Origin of the sequence: Streptomyces sp. C1-1 (genome assembly GCF_050214755.1) — a bacterium.
In the GTDB taxonomy this organism is placed as follows: Bacteria; Actinomycetota; Actinomycetes; order Streptomycetales; family Streptomycetaceae; genus Streptomyces.
On record NZ_CP189826.1, the window covers coordinates 4,344,866 to 4,364,428 of the forward strand.

Annotated in this window: 15 protein-coding genes; 4 read left to right on the forward strand and 11 right to left on the reverse strand. The window is 71.9% G+C overall.

From position 1 onward, the window contains the following. Positions 1–48: 48 nt before the first annotated feature. Entirely contained in the window at positions 49–1,209 is a 1,161-nt protein-coding gene (locus tag ACQF4J_RS19665) for a THUMP-like domain-containing protein (protein ID WP_427166333.1), read from the forward strand. Here ACQF4J_RS19665 and ACQF4J_RS19670 read toward each other — a convergent pair. From ACQF4J_RS19670 to ACQF4J_RS19690, 5 genes are all read right to left on the reverse strand, one after another. Beyond that, positions 1,124–4,507, reverse strand: coding sequence for an NACHT domain-containing protein (locus tag ACQF4J_RS19670; protein ID WP_427166334.1), 3,384 nt, complete (start codon positions 4,505–4,507; stop codon positions 1,124–1,126). The two genes, ACQF4J_RS19665 and ACQF4J_RS19670, sit on opposite strands and share 86 nt — an antisense overlap. Before the next feature lie 167 nt (positions 4,508–4,674). Next, positions 4,675–6,720, reverse strand: coding sequence for a cell wall-binding repeat-containing protein (locus ACQF4J_RS19675; RefSeq protein WP_351562689.1), 2,046 nt, complete (start codon positions 6,718–6,720; stop codon positions 4,675–4,677). Between the two features lie 102 nt (positions 6,721–6,822). After that, on the reverse strand, positions 6,823–8,085 hold the full coding sequence (locus ACQF4J_RS19680; protein ID WP_351562691.1) for an RNA polymerase sigma factor: 1,263 nt from the start codon (positions 8,083–8,085) through the stop codon (positions 6,823–6,825). A gap of 55 nt (positions 8,086–8,140) precedes the next feature. After that, positions 8,141–8,497: a YciI family protein gene (locus ACQF4J_RS19685; protein ID WP_351562877.1), complete on the reverse strand. Its 357-nt coding sequence runs from the start codon at positions 8,495–8,497 to the stop codon at positions 8,141–8,143. 270 nt (positions 8,498–8,767) lie between these two features. Continuing rightward, positions 8,768–10,174 (reverse strand): FG-GAP-like repeat-containing protein, encoded by a 1,407-nt coding sequence (locus ACQF4J_RS19690; RefSeq protein ID WP_427166336.1) that lies wholly within the window; start codon positions 10,172–10,174, stop codon positions 8,768–8,770. A 156-nt stretch (positions 10,175–10,330) separates the two neighbouring features. Here ACQF4J_RS19690 and ACQF4J_RS19695 point away from each other — a divergent pair, with 156 nt between their 5' ends. Continuing rightward, entirely contained in the window at positions 10,331–11,149 is an 819-nt protein-coding gene (locus ACQF4J_RS19695; protein WP_351802330.1) for a hypothetical protein, read from the forward strand. Positions 11,150–11,173: 24 nt separating this feature from the next. Here ACQF4J_RS19695 and ACQF4J_RS19700 read toward each other — a convergent pair whose 3' ends face one another. The 3 genes from ACQF4J_RS19700 to ACQF4J_RS19710 form a co-directional block, all read right to left on the reverse strand. Then, entirely contained in the window at positions 11,174–12,226 is a 1,053-nt protein-coding gene (locus tag ACQF4J_RS19700; protein WP_351562697.1) for an LCP family protein, read from the reverse strand. Positions 12,227–12,309: 83 nt separating this feature from the next. Continuing rightward, the gene (locus ACQF4J_RS19705) at positions 12,310–13,656 is read right to left on the reverse strand and encodes an endo-1,4-beta-xylanase (protein ID WP_427166338.1); all 1,347 of its coding nucleotides are present in this window, start codon (positions 13,654–13,656) and stop codon (positions 12,310–12,312) included. Positions 13,657–13,758: 102 nt separating this feature from the next. Further along, positions 13,759–14,817, reverse strand: a complete 1,059-nt coding sequence (locus ACQF4J_RS19710; protein WP_351562701.1) for a LacI family DNA-binding transcriptional regulator — start codon at positions 14,815–14,817, stop codon at positions 13,759–13,761. A gap of 131 nt (positions 14,818–14,948) precedes the next feature. Between ACQF4J_RS19710 and ACQF4J_RS19715 the strand changes: the two genes are divergently transcribed. Together ACQF4J_RS19715 and ACQF4J_RS19720 are read left to right on the forward strand one after the other, a co-directional pair. Continuing rightward, the gene (locus ACQF4J_RS19715) at positions 14,949–17,249 is read left to right on the forward strand and encodes a glycoside hydrolase family 3 N-terminal domain-containing protein (RefSeq protein ID WP_351562703.1); all 2,301 of its coding nucleotides are present in this window, start codon (positions 14,949–14,951) and stop codon (positions 17,247–17,249) included. Positions 17,250–17,392: 143 nt separating this feature from the next. Further along, positions 17,393–17,878 carry a hypothetical protein gene (locus tag ACQF4J_RS19720; RefSeq protein ID WP_351562705.1) on the forward strand — a complete coding sequence of 162 codons (486 nt, stop codon included), beginning with the start codon at positions 17,393–17,395 and terminating at the stop codon, positions 17,876–17,878. 24 nt (positions 17,879–17,902) lie between these two features. Here the strand turns inward: ACQF4J_RS19720 and ACQF4J_RS19725 are convergent, their stop codons facing one another. The 3 genes from ACQF4J_RS19725 to ACQF4J_RS19735 are packed head-to-tail and all read right to left on the reverse strand — an operon-like array spanning position 17,903 to position 19,516. Then, positions 17,903–18,421, reverse strand: a complete 519-nt coding sequence (locus tag ACQF4J_RS19725) for a hypothetical protein (protein WP_427166340.1) — start codon at positions 18,419–18,421, stop codon at positions 17,903–17,905. Positions 18,422–18,435: 14 nt separating this feature from the next. Continuing rightward, positions 18,436–18,720 (reverse strand): hypothetical protein, encoded by a 285-nt coding sequence (locus ACQF4J_RS19730; RefSeq protein ID WP_351562709.1) that lies wholly within the window; start codon positions 18,718–18,720, stop codon positions 18,436–18,438. 40 nt (positions 18,721–18,760) lie between these two features. Continuing rightward, positions 18,761–19,516, reverse strand: a complete 756-nt coding sequence (locus ACQF4J_RS19735; protein ID WP_351562711.1) for a hypothetical protein — start codon at positions 19,514–19,516, stop codon at positions 18,761–18,763. Between the last annotated feature and the right edge of the window lie 47 nt (positions 19,517–19,563).

The following is a 19,563-nucleotide window of genomic DNA, read 5'->3' on the forward strand; positions in this document are numbered from 1 at the left end:
CACCTCGGCCGCACGCACACCGTCCCCCGGCTGGCCCACAATGAGCCGGTGAACGACCTCGCTCTCCTTCTCACCCCCGAAGGCCGCGCCCTCCTCGACGAGGTGCGCGACACGGCTCCGGCCGACGAACTCGCCGTGGCCACCCGGCTGCGCCGCGACCATCCCGCCGAACTGGTGTCGGCGGCGCTCGGACAGGCCCGGCTGCGGCAGCGGGCGGTGGCCAAGTTCGGCGAGGAGGACGCGGGGCGGATGTTCTTCACGCCCAACGGCGTCGAACAGTCGACGAGGGCGCGCGTGGCGGCGTACCGGGCCGAGCGGCTGCGGGCGCTCGGGGTCACCTCGCTCGCCGACCTGTGCTGCGGGATCGGCGGGGACGCGATCGCGCTGGCCCGCGCGGGCATCAGGGTCCTCGCCGTGGACCGGGACCCGGTGACGGCGGCCGCGGCGCGGGCGAACGCCGACGCGCTGGGGCTGGCGGACCTGATCGAGGTACGGCAGGCGGATGTCACGGAGGTCGACACGGCGGGCTGCGACGCCGTGTTCGTCGACCCCGCCCGACGCGGCGGCCGGGGCCGCATCTTCGACCCCGAGGCCTATTCGCCGCCCCTGTCCTGGGCGGTCGAGGCGGCCCGCACGGCACCGCACGCCGCCCTGAAGGTCGCGCCCGGCATCCCGCACGAGGCCGTCCCGGCCGACGCCGAGGCCGAGTGGATCTCGGACGGCGGGGACGTGAAGGAGGCGGTGCTGTGGTTCGGGACGGCACCGGGGGCGGTACGGGCCACCCTGCTGCCCGGACCCCGCACCCTCCTCGGCCGAGGACTCCCGGACCCCGAAGTCCGGCCCGTCGGGCGGTACTTGTACGAGCCCGACGGCGCCGCCATCCGCGCCCACCTGGTCGCCGAGGTGGCCGAGGAGGTCGGCGGCGGCCTGATCGACCCGACCATCGCCTACGTCACCTCTGACGAGCGGCACGAGTCCCCGTACGCCACCGCCTACCGGATCACCGACGAACTCCCGTTCAACGTGAAGAAGTTGAAGGCACTGCTGCGCGAGCGCGAGGTCGGCACACTGACCGTGAAGAAACGCGGCTCGGCCGTGGAACCGGAGGAACTGCGCAAGAAGGTCAAGCCGTCCGGCCCGCACTCGGCGACGGTGTTCCTGACCCGTGTGGCGGGGGCGCCGACGATGCTTGTCGGGCATCCCGCGTGACGGTCAGCGGATGGACGCTTCCGTCGCGCAGGACCCTCACCCGCGCACGACGGCTCGCCTCGTAGGCGTGGTGATGCGCCTGCGGGAAGTGCATGCCGGCGAGGTCGCCCCCGGGCAGGAAGCGGACCAGCCAGGCGACCGAGTCGGCACCGTCCGCGGCGGCCGCGGCCGCCGTCAGGAGTTTCTCGTAGTCCCGGCGGAGGATGCCGAATCCCGCGCTGGGGGTGCTCTGGAAGAACCGGAAGACCGTCTGGACCCGGGACGGAGGGATACGGTCGGGAATCGCGTACCGCCCGAGGTGCTCGCCACGGCTGAGCCGGTCCAGGCAGTCGTCCACCTCGTCCTCGGGCGAGAAGGCGTACAGCCAGTCGCGCGCCTTGACCCCGTCGCGGTCGGGCATTCCGGCCCTCGACCGTAGTTCGTCGACGATGCCGGCGGTGCCGTAGGGCACGAGGACGGACACGAGTCGGTGCGGGGTGGCGACGGACTCGTCCGCCTCCTCCTCGCTCTCCCAGCGGTCCAGGAGGAGGACGTCACCGTTCACGATCGCCGTGCGGATGACGTCGAGCCCCACCGGCACCCCCCAGGAGGCAAGCGTCGCCGAGGCGGCCACCCGCAGCCTCATGTCGGGGTGGGTGACGAACGCACTGAGCTCGTCCGGGTCTCCGGGGCTCTCGTCCAGGCATTCGAGCGCGAGGCAGCGGGCCTGGACCATCACGTGCGGGTCCCGGATCAGGGCGAGCAGCGCGTCACGGGGCGCCCGGCCATGGCCCTCGGTGATGTAGTCCCGCACCGCGGTCAGCAGAGCCGTGCCGCTTCCCATCGTCCGGAACCGCTCCAGCAGCGTGGGCACCCCGATCTCACCCGCCGCGTCCAGATACGCCCCGGCCAGTTCCTCGTGGTCGAGCGGCCGTTGCAGCAGGTCGAGCAGTCGTCCGGCGGTGTCGGGTTCCCGGGTGTTCTTCAGCGCGTCCCGCACTGCCGCCGCGATCGTCTGGAACCAGGGAGAGCCCACCCGCGACTCCAGCACCCCCAGGGAGATCTCGGCGGGAGCACCTGCCCGGCCCAGGGCGCGGAGAAGCAGGGCGATGTCCTTGGTCGCCGGCCAGTCCTCGCGGCTCGGCTCCTCCGCCAGCGACCTCAGCTTCCGCTCCAGCTCCGCGCGGAGCACCGGCACGGCGGCCTCCACCCGCAGCGTGCCCAGAGCGTTGATCAGCGCCTCCCGCAGCTGGAGGGAGCCGGGCCCGCCCAGCGCGAAGACGCCCAGCAGACGCTCCCCCACCCGCCTGCCGCCGTGGGCCTCCAGTGCCTGGATCAGCGCCAGCCGCGCCTCACCGTCCCGCTGGTGGTCGCAGATGTAGGCGATGATCTCGTCCAGTTGTTCGTCGGACCGCGCGAACCCGATCAGTGCCGCTGCGGCCCGGCGCTTCTCGTCCGGGTAACGGGAGCTGTCGAGCAGGTGCCAGACCGTGGCGACGATCTCCCGGCGCAGAGACACGTCGGCCACCCGCGGACTGCCGGTCAGACACCGCGCCGCCAGCAGCAGGTCCGTGTGGAAGAGGTCGTCGTCGGGCAGGTCCAGCAGACCGGAGTCGTCGGTCCGCGGCCGGTCCGGCTCCAGTTGCAGCAACCCCGACAGCAACGGCGACGCGTCCGGCAGGGACCCCGCGAGCAGCAGGATCACCTCCTCCCACCACGGGTCGTACCGCGCCCGCACCGCCTGCTCGATGCCCTGCGCCCCTCGCTCCAGAAGGGCCGCGGCGGTGAAGTGCTCCTGAAGGGTGAGGTGCAGGAAGCCGTACCAGCCGTGCGCCTGTGGCTTGAGCAGCCCGTACTGCGCGGCGATCTCGTCGAGGATGGCCCGGTTGTCCTCGGGGGCGAGATCGATCGTCGGCAGGAAGCGGGCGATCTCGTCGAGGAGGTCGTCCTCGGGGAAGTACCGCAGACCGCGCTGGTGGTAGTGGCGGGCGATCTCCTTCAGGAGATCCTGTTTGCGGTCGGTGGTGAAGCGGCTGTACCGCGTGATCTTCCGATGGGCGTCCCACTCGCGCAGCAGCACCTCCACACAGCGCTGGTACAGCGCGGCCCGTCGTTCCGGAAGCTCCAGGTCACGCTCGTAGACGATCGCGATCAGGCTCAGCAGCAGCGGGTTGGCGGCGAGGGTCTGCAGCCGGCCGTTGCCCGACAGGGCACGGACCAGACCCGCACGGCGGCGGTCACCGGCGCCGAACCAGTTGGCGACGAACGTCTCGATCTGCGGCCACTCGAAGTCCAGCGCCTCCAGCACCTGGAACTGCGGCAGCCCGCCCCGCCAGCCCTGCCGGCGGCAGGTCGCGGCGATCGGCGCCCGGGGGAAACGGGTGGCCAGGCGGGTCAGTTCGGCGGTGACCCGGTGGTAGGCGCTCTCCGCCTCCCGTGCGCTCTCTCCGCCCAGCACCTCGTCCAGACCGTCCAGCAGCAGCGCCGCACTGCCGTCGGCGAGCTTCTCCACGATGTAGTCGCGGGCGTCCTCGAAGCCGTACTGCTCCGCCCAGTGCTCGGCGAGGTGGTCCAGCAGCGACTCGTGACCGCTTTCCACGAACCGGAACAGCTCGACGTAGGCCGGGAGAACGGGCAGCGACTCGTGCTCGGACTGGGTGGCCATCCGCAGGGCAAGATGGCGCAGCATCGTCGTCTTGCCGGCTCCGGGGTCGCCCACGACCACGATGCGCCGGTAACGCTGGAGGGCGTCGACGGGGGCATAGGTGTGGACGACGGCCTGGGTCTCCGCCGCGGCCCTGGCCTCCGCGCGCTCCGCCTCGCCGCGGCGGGTCCGGCGCTCGGCGTCGGTACGGCGGGCCTGCCGCTCCACCTCGTCCTCGGAGAGGAACCGCAGCGGCTGCTGTTCCTGCACTCCGACCTGGACGTAGAGGCGCTCCAGGCGCAGCGGACGCGACATGTCGAGGATGCGCAGGGTCGACAGTTCCTGCACCAGACGGCCGCAGTAGGCCGCGGCCCCGGCCTGCAGGGTGCTGCGCCGGGCGGCCACCCGTTCCGCGGCCCGTTCCCGCTCCTGCTCGGCCTCGCGGGCCTCGCGGCGGCGTTCACGCTCCGTCAGTTGCCGCTCGTGGTCCCACTCCTGCTCCTTGAGCCGCATCTGGGCGGCCGTTTCGAGCCGGATCTTCTCCCGTTCCAGACTCTGCACCCGCTGCGACTGCCACACCGCCACCGCCGCCGCGATCATCGCGACGAGCAAACCGCTCAACCCGGCGACGACCGAGGCGCTGTCCAACGCGACGTACTGACCCGACGGCGACACAGGCCCCCCTGTCGTCTCTCTGCGTCTCCCTACGCCTCCTGTTGGATTCTGACAGCGGGGGCAGCGGGTGAAACCCCCTGCGGGGAAGGTCAGTCGCAGCCGGAAGAGACCGGTCGAAGTCGGTCCTTCGGGTGGGCGGCGGGAACCCGCCCACCCGAAGTGCCGGACTACTGGTGCTGGACCGTCCTGAGGGCGTCCAGGTGCGGGTCGGAGCCCGTCGGGCCCGTGCGGGCCAGGGTGTCGGGTCGGCCGTCGTTGGTGCGGGCGGCGTAGGTGCTCTGCAGGGAGGCCGTCGGGATGACGCCGTTGTAGTACGGGTGGTACACGAACTGGCTCGCGCTCGCGCTGATCACGGCACCCGCGGTGTCCAGCGCGGCCTTGGCGACCGAGCCGGTGCCGCCGAACGCGATCACGGAGTTCGTGCTCGCCGACTCGCGCAGCAGGTAGCTCTTGACCTCGCTGGAGAGGCTGTCCTTGGCGGTCCACAGGACGGGGCCGAAGACGTTCATGGCCGCGCCCGCGGAGACACCGCCGCGCCAGGAGCTGGTGTAGGCGAGCGCCGCCGTGCTCGGCGCGGTCCACCAGAACTTGGCGATGGCGACCGAGGTGGCCTCGTTCGTCGAGCCCGTGATCGGGTAGTACGAGAACGTCGACGGCCAGTTGGAGAAGTACGTGTGCGTCAGCGCGTACTTCGCCGAGGACCCCACCGTGATGATCATGGTGTTGTTGGGGTTCAGGCTGTTGAGGTACGACTTCACCGACGAGGTCAGCGAGTTGCCGTTGTTGAGCACGACGCTGCCCGCGCTGCTCGTGCCGTCGGCGCCGGCCGCGGCGGCGGCCGCGAGCGCCGAGTGGTAGTCGGTGCCGGTGGCCAGGAAGACGTACTTCGGGCTGCTCGTCACCGACTTGGCGACGGCGACCGAGGTGGCGTAGCGGTCGGTGCCGGACAGCCGCTTCGGGGTGAAGCCGAGCGACGTGACCTGCGAGGAGACCGTGCTGGTCAGGATGGACGTGCCACCGATGAGGTAGACGTTCGAGCCCGGCTTCAGGGTGCGCTTGAGCTCGTTCTTCACCGCGGTCGTCAGGCCGCTCTTGGTGGTGCCGAGGACCGGGCCGTGCTTCTTGCCGGCGAGGGCGGGCGCCGTGAGCGAGTACGCCGAGTCGTCGCGGTTGATCAGGACGGCGGCCTTGGCGTCCATCAGGCCCGGGACCTTGGTGCCGCCGTAGGTGTTCCAGGTCCAGCGCGAGGAGGCGATGTTGCTGGCGTAGACGTCGGAGCCCCAGACGCGGCCGGCGGAGTTCTTGCGCAGCGGCTGCCAGCTGGGGTTGCTGCCCTTCGGCGTGCCGGGGATCGCGGTCGTCGCGCCGGTGGCCACGTCGACGTACTCCGTGGTGTGCACGTCGGAGCTGTCGCCGGAGGTGTGGACGTCGGCGATGATCCGGGTGCCGGTCGGCGACCAGGACGGGTTCGCGTAGCCACGGCCGTCGGTGGTGATCTGCTTGACGTCGGTGCCGTCGGCGTTGGCGGTGAAGAGCTGACTGAGGCCGCCGTTCACATTGCGGACGAAGGCGAGCCTGGTGCCGTCCGGGGAGAACGCGGGCTGTGCGGCGTCGGCGATGACGCGCTTGACCGTGTTCGCGGACGAGTCGTAGATCCAGACGCCGTCGTTGTCGTAGCAGCCGTAGTTGATGCGGCGGGAGAAGGCCATCAGGCCGCTCGGGCTGACGGTCGGGTCCTCGTCGCAGACGGTGGACGGCTCCTGGGTGGCCGACAGCAGGGGCTCGGGGGCCCACGAGCCGTCGGAGGGGCCGTAGACGAGCTGGCCGCCGGTGGAGTAGACGACGTAACGGCCGCCCCACCAGAAGGCGATGTCCTTCTGCTCGGCGCTGGAGCGCACGCCCGTCGGCCACGGCAGGCTGAACCGGGAGCTGCCGTCGGGCCGCTCACTGGCGAGCTGGCCCCATTCGGAGACGATCCGGCTGCCGTCCGGCGCCCACGCCGCGTAGCTGCCCATGTGGGTGCCCACCTGGGTGGCGGTCCCGGTGGCCGGATCGACCAGCGTCGGGCCGTCGGTGAGGATCTTGCCCTCGGTGCCCGGCCAGGGCCCGGCGTCGTCGGCGGCGGCTCCCGGAGCGCTCGCCAGGGTGCCCACCGCGGCGAGCGCCGCCGCGGTCGCGAGCGCCGCGGCACGGCGGCGCGTGAACAGTCTCAAGTTGTCGACCCCCCATGGATCACGAACACAGGCCCCGCACAGGGGCTGAGTAACTGTAGATGCCACGGGGACGCATGGGAACAGAGTTTCGGGGGCAGAACATCATGCTTCACATGCGGCCGCTCGCCCCAGCAGCAGCTCCCGCTCCCGCTCGTTGCGCGCGAGCCCCGCGGCCCGTACGAACTCCTCGTGGGCCTCCGCCGTACGCCCGAGCCGGGCCAGCAGGTCGCCGCGCACGCTGGGCAGCAGGTGGTAGTCGCGCAGGGCGGGTTCGGCGGCGAGGGCGTCGACGATCGCGAGCCCCTGCCGCGGGCCCTCGGCCATCGACACGGCGACCGCGCGGTTGAGCTCGACGACGGGCGACGGGGCGCGGGCGGCGAGCAGCCCGTACAGCGTCGCGATGCTGCGCCAGTCGGTCTCCTCGTAGGTGTACGCGTGCGCGTGGCAGGCGGCGATGGCCGCCTGGAGGGCGTACGGGCCCGGGGCGCCGGTGGCCGTGGCCTCGGCGCGGTGCAGGGCCGTGATGCCTCGGGCGATGAGCATGCGGTTCCAGCGGCGGCGGTTCTGGTCCTTGAGGAGGACCGGCTCGCCGTCCGGACCGGTGCGGGCGGCGGCACGGGACGCCTGGAACTCCAGCAGGGCCGTCAGACCGTGCACCTCGGGTTCCTTGGGCATGAGGGAACCGAGGACCCGGGCCAGCCGCAGCGCGTCCTCGCACAGAGAGGGGCGCAGCCAGTCGTCGCCGGCGGTGGCGGCGTAGCCCTCGTTGAAGATGAGGTAGATGACGTCGAGGACGGACCCCAGCCGGGCCTCCCGTTCCGGTCCGTACGGCACCTCGAAGGCGATGTTCCTGGTCGCGAGCGTGCGCTTGGCGCGGACGATGCGCTGCGCGACGGTCGGCTCGGGGACGAGGAAGGCGCGGGCGATCTCGGCGGTGGTCAGGCCGCCGAGGAGGCGCAGGGTGAGGGCGATGCGGGCCTCGGCGGACAGCACGGGGTGGCAGGCCGTGAAGACGAGCCTGAGCAGGTCGTCGTCGATGTCGTCGGGGTCGGCGGGCTCCTCGGGCGGTGCCGTGGTCTCCACGCTCCGGCCGATCTCCTGCAGCTTGCGGGCGTAGTTCTCGCGGCGGCGGATCAGGTCGACGGCACGGTGGCGGGCGGTCGCCATCAGCCACGCGCCCGGCTTGTCGGGGACGCCGTCCCGGGGCCACTGCTCCAGGGCCGCGACGAGGGCGTCCTGGGCGAGCTCCTCGGCGATGCCCACGTCACGGACGAGACGCGTGAGGGCGGCGATGATCCGGGGGAACTCGATACGGAAGACGGTCTCCGTGGCCTGGCGTGGGTCGGCGGTGGGCTGCGCTGTCACAGCCCACCATCGAACACCGTGCGCGGCGCTGGGCCAAGGAGGGCCCGGCCGAGCCTCAGCCCTCGGCGATCTCACGCACCTCGCAGGTGACCGTCCAGTACTCCTCGTGCACCTTCACGAACCGCTTGGTCCACTCCAGGGCCTCGTCCATGTCCTTGCACTGGGTGATGGCGTAGCCGCCGATGACCTCCTTGGACTCGGTGAAGGGCCCGTCGGTGACGGACAGCTCGCCGCCCTCCCAGTGGACGCGCTTGCCCTGGCTGTGGGGCGTCAGTCCGGCGGTGTCGAGCATCACGCCGGCCTTGGTGATCTCCTCGATCAGCTCCCCCATGCGCTCCATCAGCTCGGGGCTCGGTCCCTCCGGGGGCATGGTGGTCTCGTCGATGCGGACGACGGAGAGGTAGCGGGGCATGGTGACTCCTCGGTTCACGGGCCGGCTTCCTTCCGGCCTCTCACCTGGGCGTCGATCGGGCGACCGGGGAATCGACAGACTCACGGATTTTTCTTCCGAGATTTTTTCGGGCCGGCGTTTCCGCAGGTGGGAGCAGGTCGTGGAGACCTCCTCGCCGCTGCTGCCCGCGGCGGCGGGCGCGGTCACCGATCGGTGGGCGCCACCCTCGGGCTCCGCGTGAACGGTCCGTGACCTCGACGACCATGAGGACGCCGACGGGGTCGCCGGACGCTACTTGAGCTCGCCTCCGAACGCCGCCTTCGTGTACGGCGCGCCGATCGCCTTCGGGCCGAGGACCAGGGCCGCGTCCGTCACGATTCCGGTCGGGCGGCCGCGCAGGGACCACACCGCGCCGTTGCCGCCGTCCTCGCCGGCGGCCGCGGCCGCCAGGTCGGCGTAGCCGTTGCCGTTGATGTCGAGGAGGGCGACGGACGCGCCGAAGGTGTCGGCGAGTTCGGCCTTGCCCGGGACGCCGGGGGTGTTCTGGGTGAAGGACTGGGCGCCCTCGCCGGTCAGGCCGGACCTGGTGCCGTAGAGGACGGCGACGGCGCCGGCGTTGTCGTCGTAGCCGAGTTCCTTGCCGGGGATGCCGACGGCCAGGTCGTCGATGTGGTCGCCGTTGACGTCACCGGCGGAGAGGGCCTGGCCGAAGCGGAAGACGGAGTCGCCGGTGCCCGGCACTCCGGGGGTGTCCTCCGTGAACGTCTTCCAGGTGTCGCGGGCGCCGAGACCCGAGGCGGAGCCGTACGCCACCGTGACCGCGGAGTCGAACACGGCGCCGACGGCGAGGTCGTCGTAGCCGTCGCCGTTGAGGTCGCCGAAGGCGAGGCCGCCGTCGGTGTCGGGGGCGGCCTCGGGGGTGGACGGAGGGACCAGGCCCGACGCGGAGCCGGTGTAGAACCTCGTGCCGTAGCTGCCGTCGCCCTCGTAGATGCTCAGCGCCAGGTCGTCGCGGCCGTCGCCGTTGACGTCTCCCGTCGCGCCGTCCCGGACGTCGTAGTACTTGAGGTGGTCGGCGTCGAGGGGCGTCTCGGTGCCGTGCCGTCCGGAACGGGTGAAGGGGCCCTTCCAGACACTGGCGGTGCTGCCGTTCGGGTCGTCGCCCATCGCCGGACGGGTCCGGAAGAGGGCCAGGTCGAGCTTGCCGTCGCCGTCGAAGTCGCCGGTCTGGGTGTTGGTGGCGGGGACGGACCGCGCGCCGGCGCCGGCCAGGCCGTGCGGGCCGCCCCAGAGGATCACCGCGTCGGTCTTCCCGGCACGGTTGCCGACGACCAGGTCGGCGTAGCCGTCGCCGTCGAGGTCGCCGCGGGAGAGCCGCGTGCCGAAGCCCTCGTCGGTGGCGGCGCCGCCCGGAACGCCGGTCGTGGAACGGCTGATGACGGTCCGTCGGGCGGCGGACAGTCCGTGCGGGCCGCCGTACACGACCGCCACGTAGCCGGCCCTGGCGTGGCCCGAGACGGTGGCTCTCGGGGCCCCGATCGCGAGGTCGGCGTAACCGTCGCCGTTGAAGTCGTTCCGCACGGGCGCCGGTGTCGCCGCCTCGGCCCGGCTCAGCTCCTGCGGCGGTGCCACGCCGAGCGCGACCAGTCCCGCGACGATCGGTACCGCCCAACGGCCGGACACAGAAAGGGAAAACACCGGGAGACCCCCTAGTTACGGTGACACGACTGGAGACTCGCCAGGGGGCGCGGGGGTTGTAACGGCGCACTCCCGCAACGCAGTTCGCGCCCTGCCCGGCCGGGCTCCCCGTCAGTACGTTCGCAGGACGTGTCATCGCCCGAGGGGAGCGCAGCGATGAGTGAACTGGACAAGTGGAGCGCGCACTTACGGCGGTCTCTCCGCGAGGCCCGCGATCAGCGGCACGACGCGGAGGCCGTGCCGGGCAAGGTCACCGGGGTCGTCGAGGACCTCGTGCACCTCGCGGCCGCGGCACAGGGGGAGGCGTTCCTGGCGAACCGCAGGGCCTACCGATTCTCGTACGACGAGTACCCGAACGGCCTGCAGGCCCCCACGGAGGCGGACCGGGAGACGTACCGCCGCGCACACGCCAACCTCCTCGAGGAGGCCGAGACCCTGCTGAGGGAACTGCGTTCGCAGCACTTCTCCCCCGACACGCTCAGGGAGGTCTTCGGGGCGCGCACCTCGCCGAGTGAGGAGGGCGCGGTGCATTCCGGCGAGAAGGCCGTCGCCCTCGGGTTCGAGATCGCTTCCTACCTCACCCTGCGGGACTCCGAGGGGGTGGCGCGCAAGGGCCTCTCGGTCGCAGCGCGGCACTCCGGCAAGGAGATCGAGGCGGCCGTAAAGGTCGGGCAGTATCTGATGGGCCCCTCGCCCCTCACCTTGGCGAACGACGTCACCAAGGTCGTCGGCGAGGCGGTGGCCGGCATGAACAAGCAGCGGCTTCAGCGCTGCGTGCTGCGGGTCTCCGAAGCGGTCAGGAGGATCGAGGCCCTTGAGCATCCCGGCGCGCAAGCGATCGTCTCCCCGCTGAAGGAGCGTCCGTCGGTCACCCCCGTGATCGAGTCGCCCCGACGCATGCCGCCGCCCCAACCCCCATCGCGTCGGCATCCCCGCAACGAGGGGCCGTCCAGTCCGCGCACCCCCGGCTTCTGAACCCGCCGCGGTGCCGACCGGTGCTCAGCGCAGCGCGTCCCACAACCTGCTCGCAGCGGGTTCCCTCGCCACCACTCGGTTGGGGTCCGACGGGGCCGTGACGACCGGCATCATCGCTGTTTTGACGTGGGCCGAGGACAGGCCTCTCAGGCTCCGGCCCAGGTCCACCAGTTCGCTCAGGGAGTCCAGGCCAGTGTCGGTGGTGAGGCTGCCGGTGACGGCGTCGGCGACGTCGTAGAGCTTGGCGGGGCTGGTGAACAGGCTCGTCGAGGCGATCTGGTCCAGCAGGGCCTTCACCAGTTTCTGCTGCAGGCCTATCCGGCCCAGGTCGCTGCCGTCGCCTATGCCGTGCCGGGTGCGGGCCAGCGCCAGGGCCTGCTTGCCGTTCAGATGGTGGGTGCCGGCCGCGAGGTGCAGGTGACTGTCGTCGTCGTCGATGTCCTCGTCGGTCGTGACGGTGACCCCGCCGAGCGCGTTCACCAGCTTCGCGAACCCCGAGAAGTCGATCTCGACGTAGTGGTCCATGCGGATGCCGGTGATCGACTCGACCGTCTTGACCGCGCAGACCGGCCCGCCCACCGAGTACGCGCTGTTGAACATCGCGTTGTACGCCACCGCCGTCGAACCGCCCGACTTCAGCGGGCACGACGGACGCGTCACCAGTGTGTCGCGCGGGATGCTGACGACGGTCGCCTTCTTCCGGCCCGCGTCGATGTGCACCACCATCGCCGTGTCGGACCGGGCGCCGGAGCTGCTGCCCCCGCCGAGCGCCTTGTTCTCCTTGCCGCTGCGCGAGTCCGACCCCAGCACGAGGATGTTCAGCGAGCCGGAGGGCAGCGGGGAGGCGGAGGCGGCGGCGGCCGACGGGGTCGTCACCGCCTTCGCCGGGCGGTCGTCGCCGAGCGCCTGGTTGATGTCGACGCTCTTGATGTTGTTGTCGAGGTGCCAGTACGCCAGTCCGGCCGCCCCCGCGCCGAGCACCAGCAGGCCCGCCGCGGTGAGGCCGGCGATCTTCAGTACGGTCGATCGCCGGCCCTTGGGTCTGCCCGCGCCGCCACTCTCCACGTGTCCCGTCACGAGCAGGAACGTAAGTCCGAATTATTAGGAGATTGTTAGCGGCGAACCCGTGAGACGGTTTTCTTCGGAGAATCTCAGTTTTCTCAGCCCAGCGTCACCGTCGGCACCGGATTGCTGCCGCTCCACGACCCGTTGAACCCGAAGGTCACCGAACCGCCGTCCGGCACCGAGCCGTTGTAGGAGGCGTTGGCACAACTGACCGACGAGCCGCTCTGGGTGCAGGTCGCGTTCCAGGCCTGCGTGATCTGCTGCCCCGCGCCGAACGTCCAGTTCGCCTTCCAGGAGGAGAGGGAGGCGCCCGAGCAGGAGACCGTCACCTGGCCCGTGAACCCGGTGTTCCACTGGCTCTGCACGCTGTACGTCGCCGAGCACGCGCCCGAGGGCGGCGGGGTGGTCGTCGTACCTCCGAGGGCCTCGGCGATGGCGTAGTAGGCGGGTTTCGGCGCGTAGTTGTCGTCGTACGGCGTCGCCGCCCCGTACCCCGGGAAGGTGCCCGGCACCCAGGAGTCGGAGTCGGCGAAGCCCCAGACAGTGACGCCGGCGCAGCGGGTCACCGCGACGCAGGCGGCCACGACCGACTTGAAGTCGGCTGCCTGCTGGGCGAGTTTCGCGCTGTCGGCCGGGAGCGCCATCCGCACGTCCAGCTCGGTGACGGCCACGTCGACGCCGAGGTCGGCGAAGCGCTGGATGTTCTGCTGCAGGGTGGCGGGGACCTGCCCGACGATCAGGTGCGCCTGGAGGCCGACTCCGTCGATCGGCACGCCCCGCGCCTTGAGGTCCTTCACCAGGTTGTACAGGGCGGTGCTCTTCGCGTTGACACCTTCGACGTTGTAGTCGTTGATGTAGAGCTTCGCGGCCGGATCGGCGGCGTGCGCCCAGGTCAGGGCGTTGGCGATGTAGTCGGCGCCGAGGCCGTTGTACCAGATGGTGGAGCGGTAGGTGCCGTCCTCGTTGAAGGGCTCGTTGACCACGTCCCAGGCGGTGATCCTGCCCTTGTACCGGCCGACCTCCGTGGCGATGTGGTTCTGCAGGAGGCTGCCGAGCTGGGCGGACGTCCAGCTGCCGTTCGTCAGCCAGCTCGGGTTCTGGTTGTGCCAGACCAGGGTGTGGCCGCGCACCTGCTGGTTGTGGGCCTGCGCGAAGGCCACGATCTGGTCGGCCTCGGTCCAGTTGAAGCTGCCCTGGGTGGGCTCGACGGAGCCCCACTTCATGGCGTTGCCGGGGGTGAGGGAGTTGAACTGGGCCCCCGCGAGGTCGCCGTAGGTGCCGGTGAGCTTGGAGCCGGTGACGGCCGTGCCGATGACCTTGCCCTTGGCGGCGGCCAGGTCGCGCAGGGGCGTGTCGGCGGCGTGGGCCGCGGGGGCGGTGAACAGCAGCGCGAGGGTGCCGGCAACTGCCGCCAGGGATAAGCCAGTTCTCAGAGATCTCATTGCGGGTGCCTCCGAAAGTTTCGGTCGTGCAACCGATTGGCTTCGGAGGAGTTTCGTGGTGTCGACCCCACCCGTCAATACATCAACTTCCGGCCACCCACGTCACGCGGGCGCCGCCGTACTGCTGCGCACCACCAGACTCGTCGCCAGCTCCACCCGCGTCGCCACCGGCGCCTGGTCCTCGCGCCCGAGGTCGAGCACCAGCTTGGCGGCCGCCTCGGCCATCTCCATCAACGGCTGCCGCACGGTCGTCAGCGGCGGCCCGACCCAGCGCGCGACCGGCAGGTCGTCGAACCCGACCACGCTCAGGTCCTCGGGAATGCGCAGCCCGAGCTCGCGCGCGGCCTCGTACAGGCCGAGCGCCTGGAGGTCGTTGAGGGCGAAGACCGCGGTCGGGCGGTCCGGGCGGCGCAGCAGCTCCAGCCCCTGCCGGTAGCCGGCCTCGTGGTGGAAGTCGCCGGTCACGATGAGCGCCGGGTCGACGGGCAGCCCGGCGGTCTCCAGGGCGGCGCGGTAGCCGTCGACACGGGCGCGGCTGCACATCATGCGGGAGGGGCCGGTGATGGCGCCGATGCGGGTGTGGCCGAGTTCGACCAGGTGCCGGGTGGCGGCGAGGCCGCCCTGCCAGTTGGTCGCGCCGATGGACGGCACGTCGACGCCCGGGTCGCCGGCCGGGTCCATCACGACGAAGGGGATGGAGCGGCTGGTCAGCAGCGCCCGCTGGGACTCGTCGAGACCGGAGAGCACCAGGATCACGCCGTGCGGGCGGCGGGCGGCGACCTGGTCCGCCCAGGTCCGGCCCGGCGTCAGCCGCCCCGCGCTCTCGCTCAGCACCACGCTGAGCCCGGTGTCCCGGGCCACGTTCTCCACGCCGCGGATGACCTCCATCGCCCAGGCGCTCTCCAGCTCGTGGAAGACCAGGTCGAGGAGGGGCGAACGGCTGGCCTCGGCCCGTCGGCGCCGGTAGCCGTGCGCGCGCAGCAGCTCCTCCACACGGCTGCGGGTGGCCGGGGCCACGTCCGCCCGGCCGTTGAGGACCTTCGAAACTGTCGGCGCGGACACGCCGGCCTCGCGGGCGATCTCGGCGAGCGTCGCGGTCTGCGCCGATCGGCCGGTCGACGGGGTTGTCGTCCGCGTTTCCAGGGGCTCCGGGGGTGTCATGGCGGCGATCGTATCCCTGCGCGACCTCTTGACGAACCCTTCTCACCGGCCTAGGTTCCCGGAACATTCGAAGTGCACATCGAAACATTCGCGAGAGGGACACCCCCGCCTCGACCAAGAGCAGGAGTTTCATGACCACCGCCCCCTGGCGTGACCCCGCCCTGCCCGCCGCCGCCCGCGTCGACGACCTCCTCTCCCGGATGACCCTTCAGGAGAAGACCGCACAGCTCTACGGCGTGTGGGTGGGCGCGGACACCGACGGCGACGGGGTCGCCCCGCTGCAGCGCGAGATGACCTCCGAGTACGACTGGGACGAGCTGATCACCCACGGTCTGGGCCAGCTCACCCGCCCCTTCGGCACCGCCCCGGTGGACCCGGCGCTGGGCGCGCAGGCACTGGCCCGCGCCCAGCGCCGTATCGCCGCCGCGGGCCGCTTCGGCATTCCCGCGCTCGCGCACGAGGAGTGCCTGGCCGGCTTCACCACCTGGCGGGCCACCGCCTACCCGGTGCCGCTCGCCTGGGGCGCGAGCTTCGACCCCGCCCTGGTCGAGGAGATGGGCGCCGCCATCGGCCGCGACCTGCGCTCGGTGGGCGTCCACCAGGGTCTCGCCCCCGTCCTGGACGTCGTACGCGATCCGCGCTGGGGCCGGGTGGAGGAGACCATCGGCGAGGACCCGTACCTGGTCGGGACGGTCGGCACCGCGTATGTGCGGGGGCTGGAGTCGGCCGGGATCGTCTCCACGCTCAAGCACTTCGCCGGGTACGCGTCCTCGGCGGGCGCCCGCAACCTGGCACCGGTGCGGGCGGGGGTGCGGGAGTTCGCCGACATCACGCTGCCGCCGTTCGAGATGGCGCTGCGGGAGGCCGGGGCGCGCTCGGTGATGGCCGCGTACAACGACACGGACGGCGTCCCGGCCTCGGCGGACCCGGGCCTGCTGACCGAGCTGCTGCGCGAGAAGTGGGGCTTCACCGGCACGGTCGTCGCCGACTACTTCGGCGTCGGCTTCCTGCAGACCCAGCACCGGGTGGCCGGCAGCGAGGCGGAGGCGGCGCACGCGGCGCTCGCGGCGGGCCTGGACGTCGAGCTGCCGACCCTGAAGTGCTACGGCACACCGCTCGTGGAGGCCGTGCGGGCGGGCGAGATCCCCGAGTCCCTGATCGACCGGGCGGCCCGCCGGGTGCTGCTGCAGAAGTGCGAACTGGGCCTGCTGGACGAGGACTGGGACCCCGAGCCGGCCGAGCGCATCGACCTGGACTCGGCGTCCAACCGCGCGCTGGCCCGCCGGCTGGCCGAGGAGTCGGTGGTCCTGCTGGACAACCCCGACGGCATCCTCCCGCTGGCCCCCGACACCCGGATCGCGGTCGTCGGCCCGCGTGCCGCCGACGCCCTCGCCATGCTGGGCTGCTATTCGTTCCCCTCGCACGTCCTCACGCACCACCCCGAGGTGCCGATGGGCATCGGGATCCCGACGGTCCTCGAAGCCCTGCGCGCCGAACTGCCCGACGCCAAGGTCACGTTCGCCGAGGGCTGCGGGGTCGACGACCCCGGCACCGGCGGCTTCGAGGAGGCCGTGGCGCGGACGGCCGAGGCGGACGTGTGCGTGGCGGTGCTGGGCGACCGGGCGGGCCTGTTCGGGCGGGGCACCTCGGGCGAGGGCTGCGATGTGACGGACCTGCGGCTGCCCGGCGTACAGGCCGACCTGCTGGACTCCCTCGTGGCCACCGGCGTCCCGGTGGTGCTGGTCCTGCTGACCGGCCGCCCGTACGCGCTGGGCCGCTGGGACGGCCGGCTGGGCGCGGTCGTCCAGGCCTTCTTCCCCGGGGAGGAGGGCGGCCCGGCGGTGGCGGGAGTGCTGTCGGGCCGCGTCAACCCCTCGGGCCGGCTGCCGGTGAGCGTCCCGCGGGAGCCGGGCGGCCAGCCGTGGACGTACCTCCAGCCGCCGCTGGGCCTCGCGGGCGAGGTCAGCAACCTGGACCCGACACCGCTGTACCCCTTCGGTCACGGCCGCTCGTACACGACTTTCGCGTGGGAGTCCGACTCCACCGGCGCGGAGATCGGCACGGACGGCTCCTACGACGTCTCCGCGACGGTCCGCAACACGGGCGAGCGCCCCGGCACGGAGGTCGTACAGCTGTACCTGCACGACCCGGTGGCCTCGGTGGTCCGCCCGGACGTCCGCCTGATCGGCTACCAACGCCTGGACCTGGACCCGGGCGAGTCGGCCCGCGTCACCTTCCGCTTCCACGCCGACCTGTCGTCCTTCACCGACCGTTCCGGTCGCCGCGTGGTCGAACCGGGCGCGCTGGAACTGCGCTTGGCGGCATCGAGCGCCGACATCCGCCACACGTCCCACCTGACCCTCACCGGCCCACTCCGCGAACTCGGCCCCGACCGCCAACTACGCTGCGAGACCTTGACGTCGCGGCCGTAGGGGCGGCTGGCCTTCACGGAGCGCTCACAAGTGAGGGCGGTTCGAGCGGGCGGGCCGGGGCTACGGTGGGAGGCAGTGGCCGGTGGTCTCCGGGGAGCGGCCCGACCCGGCGCTTTGGGCATGGGGGGACGATGGTTCGGTACGTGCATCATGAGTTGTGGGCTTCGGCGCTCCTCCTCGCCGGGGTCGCCGTCGGCTGGGTGTCGGCCGTCGCCGTGGGGCAGGAACCGCCGGTGCGGACCGGAGCCCTCGGGATACTGGTCAGCTTCGCGCTCGGCTGCCTCGTGCTGTCGACCGTGCTGCGGGCGTCCCGGCTGAAGTGGGTCGGACGGACGCCGGAGTTCGAGGCCGCGGCGCGGGTGCCGGACGGCGACGGGCGTCCCCGCCGCGCCGCCTTCACCCCCCGCATGCTCGGCCTGTTGCTGCTGCCGGCCCTGTGCGTGTTCGTCATCAGGGACACCGGTGTGGTCGTGGTGCTCCTGGCGATGGGTCTGGACTGGCTCGGCAAGGCGGTGGTGGGCGCCGGCTGGGAGCACGGCAACGGCCGGCGCCTGTGGCTGGCCCCCGACCCCGGGCAACCGTGGCGGCTCTCGCACTCGCCCGCCGACCCGGCACCCACCGGCGGCTGACGGACTCCCCATGGGACGAGTTCCCTACCAGAAGAGAATCCGGAACCGCCCGCCGCGGAAGATGTAGCGGGCGTAGCAGCCGCTCGCTGCGGCGACCAGCGCGCTCAGCAGGAAAGTCCCGACGTCCCCCTTCGCCAGCCCGGACACCGCGGCGACGGCACCCAGCACCGCGATCACGCACCAGAAGCCGCCGAACACGGCACGGGAGGCGGTCTCCCGCACACCGAGCGCGGCCGCGGGCGGCCGCGCGGGCACCGGTGGCCCGTAGCCCGGTGGCGCCATCGGGGCGGGTCCCGCCGGGGGACGGGGTGGTGCGAGCGGCATGGGCGGCGCGCCCGTCGGCGGCGGGGGGACCGGCGCGGTCCGTGACTCGTAGCCCAGCCTTCGGAACAGGTCGGGCCCGGGCCGGGGCGACGTACGGTGTCCGCAGCCGCGGCAACGGCGGCCCAGTTCCAGCTTGTTGAGCTGCCGGCAGTCTTCGCGCAGGCAGGTGGGCTGTCCGGGGCGGGCCTCGGTGGGCCCGTAGGCGATGTCGTCGGTCATGGCGGTGCCCTCCCCTACTCGCCGTCGTCCCGGCCACCCGCGGCCGCGGACCCCGTCGCGCCGAAGGCGGCGGCCAGCAGATAGATCACCGCTCCCGCCGGGATGATGAACACGCCCACCGGGAAGTAGTACGTGCCCGAGGTCTGCTTGGCGACATAGACGCCGTAGACCAGCAGGAACGCGCCGCCGATCACCGACCAGGCTCTGTCCTTCACCGTGACGTTGGGCAGCATGAGCCCGCACACGAGAAGCACGACCCCCGAGAGCACGGAGAAGACTTCGTAGACACCCCAATGCATGATGAATCCCCCTCTGTCAGAACGCTCGTCGAAACGTGCGTCAGAACTGGTTCTTGTACTGCTCGATCACCGTGCCCAGCGACTCGGCCGGGTGGTAGCTGCACTCGTAGCGGATGGCCGGCAGCGCGAGCGGGCTGCCGAAGCCGCCGAGCCCCTTGGACGTCGCGATGGCGACGAGTGCCTGCGACTCGGTCCCCTGGTCCGCGTTCAGGAACTCCTTGCAGGTCGAGGAGGCGGAAAGACCGTCGCCACCGCCGTCGTCGATGACGGCCGGGATGCCCTTGAACACCAGCAGGAGCAGCGCCAGGACGACCACGGCGATCAGCGCGTACCGCCCGACCGAGCCGTGATGGACGTCCCCCTCGTAGGTGTCGCCGTCTTGGTACTGGGTGAACTCGCCCTCGTAGAGCGAACCGCCTCCGCTCACCACCCGGTTGTGGTTGCCGTAGGTGTCCCGTCGGTCGCCGATCTGCGCGTCGCCGTCCCGGCCGACGCTGATCGAGTTCACGCTCACCCCGGCCGGCCGCTCGGCCTTCGCGCCGCGCACCGCCTCGGCGAGCGAGAGCCGGAAGTCGGCGTCCTCCTCCGCCGCCTGTCTCAACAGATACTCGACGAGGGAGCTGTTGCGCGGGTCGCGGGTGAAGCTCTCCCACTCCCGCTCATTACCCCTGCTCCGCAGGCGGTTCGCGACCACATCCGCCAGCAGCCGCGTCGCCACCCCCTGGGCCACCTCGCCCGCGCCCGACGCCGCCGACGTCATGGAGTGCGTCAGAATCCGGACAGCCTCGACCGCCATCTCGCCCACCTGCATTGGCCCCCCAGCCCTCTCCCCCGGTAGGCATG

What these genes read in the sequence shown, in the direction of transcription:
- ACQF4J_RS19685 (WP_351562877.1), bottom strand. Translation starts at nt 8,497, where the DNA reads ATGCCCCGCTACCTCTCCGTCGTCCGCATCGACGAGACCACCATGCCC.
- ACQF4J_RS19735 (WP_351562711.1), bottom strand. Translation starts at nt 19,516, where the DNA reads ATGGCGGTCGAGGCTGTCCGGATTCTGACGCACTCCATGACGTCGGCG.
- ACQF4J_RS19705 (WP_427166338.1), bottom strand. Translation starts at nt 13,656, where the DNA reads ATGAGATCTCTGAGAACTGGCTTATCCCTGGCGGCAGTTGCCGGCACC.
- ACQF4J_RS19725 (WP_427166340.1), bottom strand. Translation starts at nt 18,421, where the DNA reads ATGACCGACGACATCGCCTACGGGCCCACCGAGGCCCGCCCCGGACAG.
- ACQF4J_RS19715 (WP_351562703.1), top strand. Translation starts at nt 14,949, where the DNA reads ATGACCACCGCCCCCTGGCGTGACCCCGCCCTGCCCGCCGCCGCCCGC.
- ACQF4J_RS19730 (WP_351562709.1), bottom strand. Translation starts at nt 18,720, where the DNA reads ATGCATTGGGGTGTCTACGAAGTCTTCTCCGTGCTCTCGGGGGTCGTG.
- ACQF4J_RS19710 (WP_351562701.1), bottom strand. Translation starts at nt 14,817, where the DNA reads ATGACACCCCCGGAGCCCCTGGAAACGCGGACGACAACCCCGTCGACC.
- ACQF4J_RS19695 (WP_351802330.1), top strand. Translation starts at nt 10,331, where the DNA reads ATGAGTGAACTGGACAAGTGGAGCGCGCACTTACGGCGGTCTCTCCGC.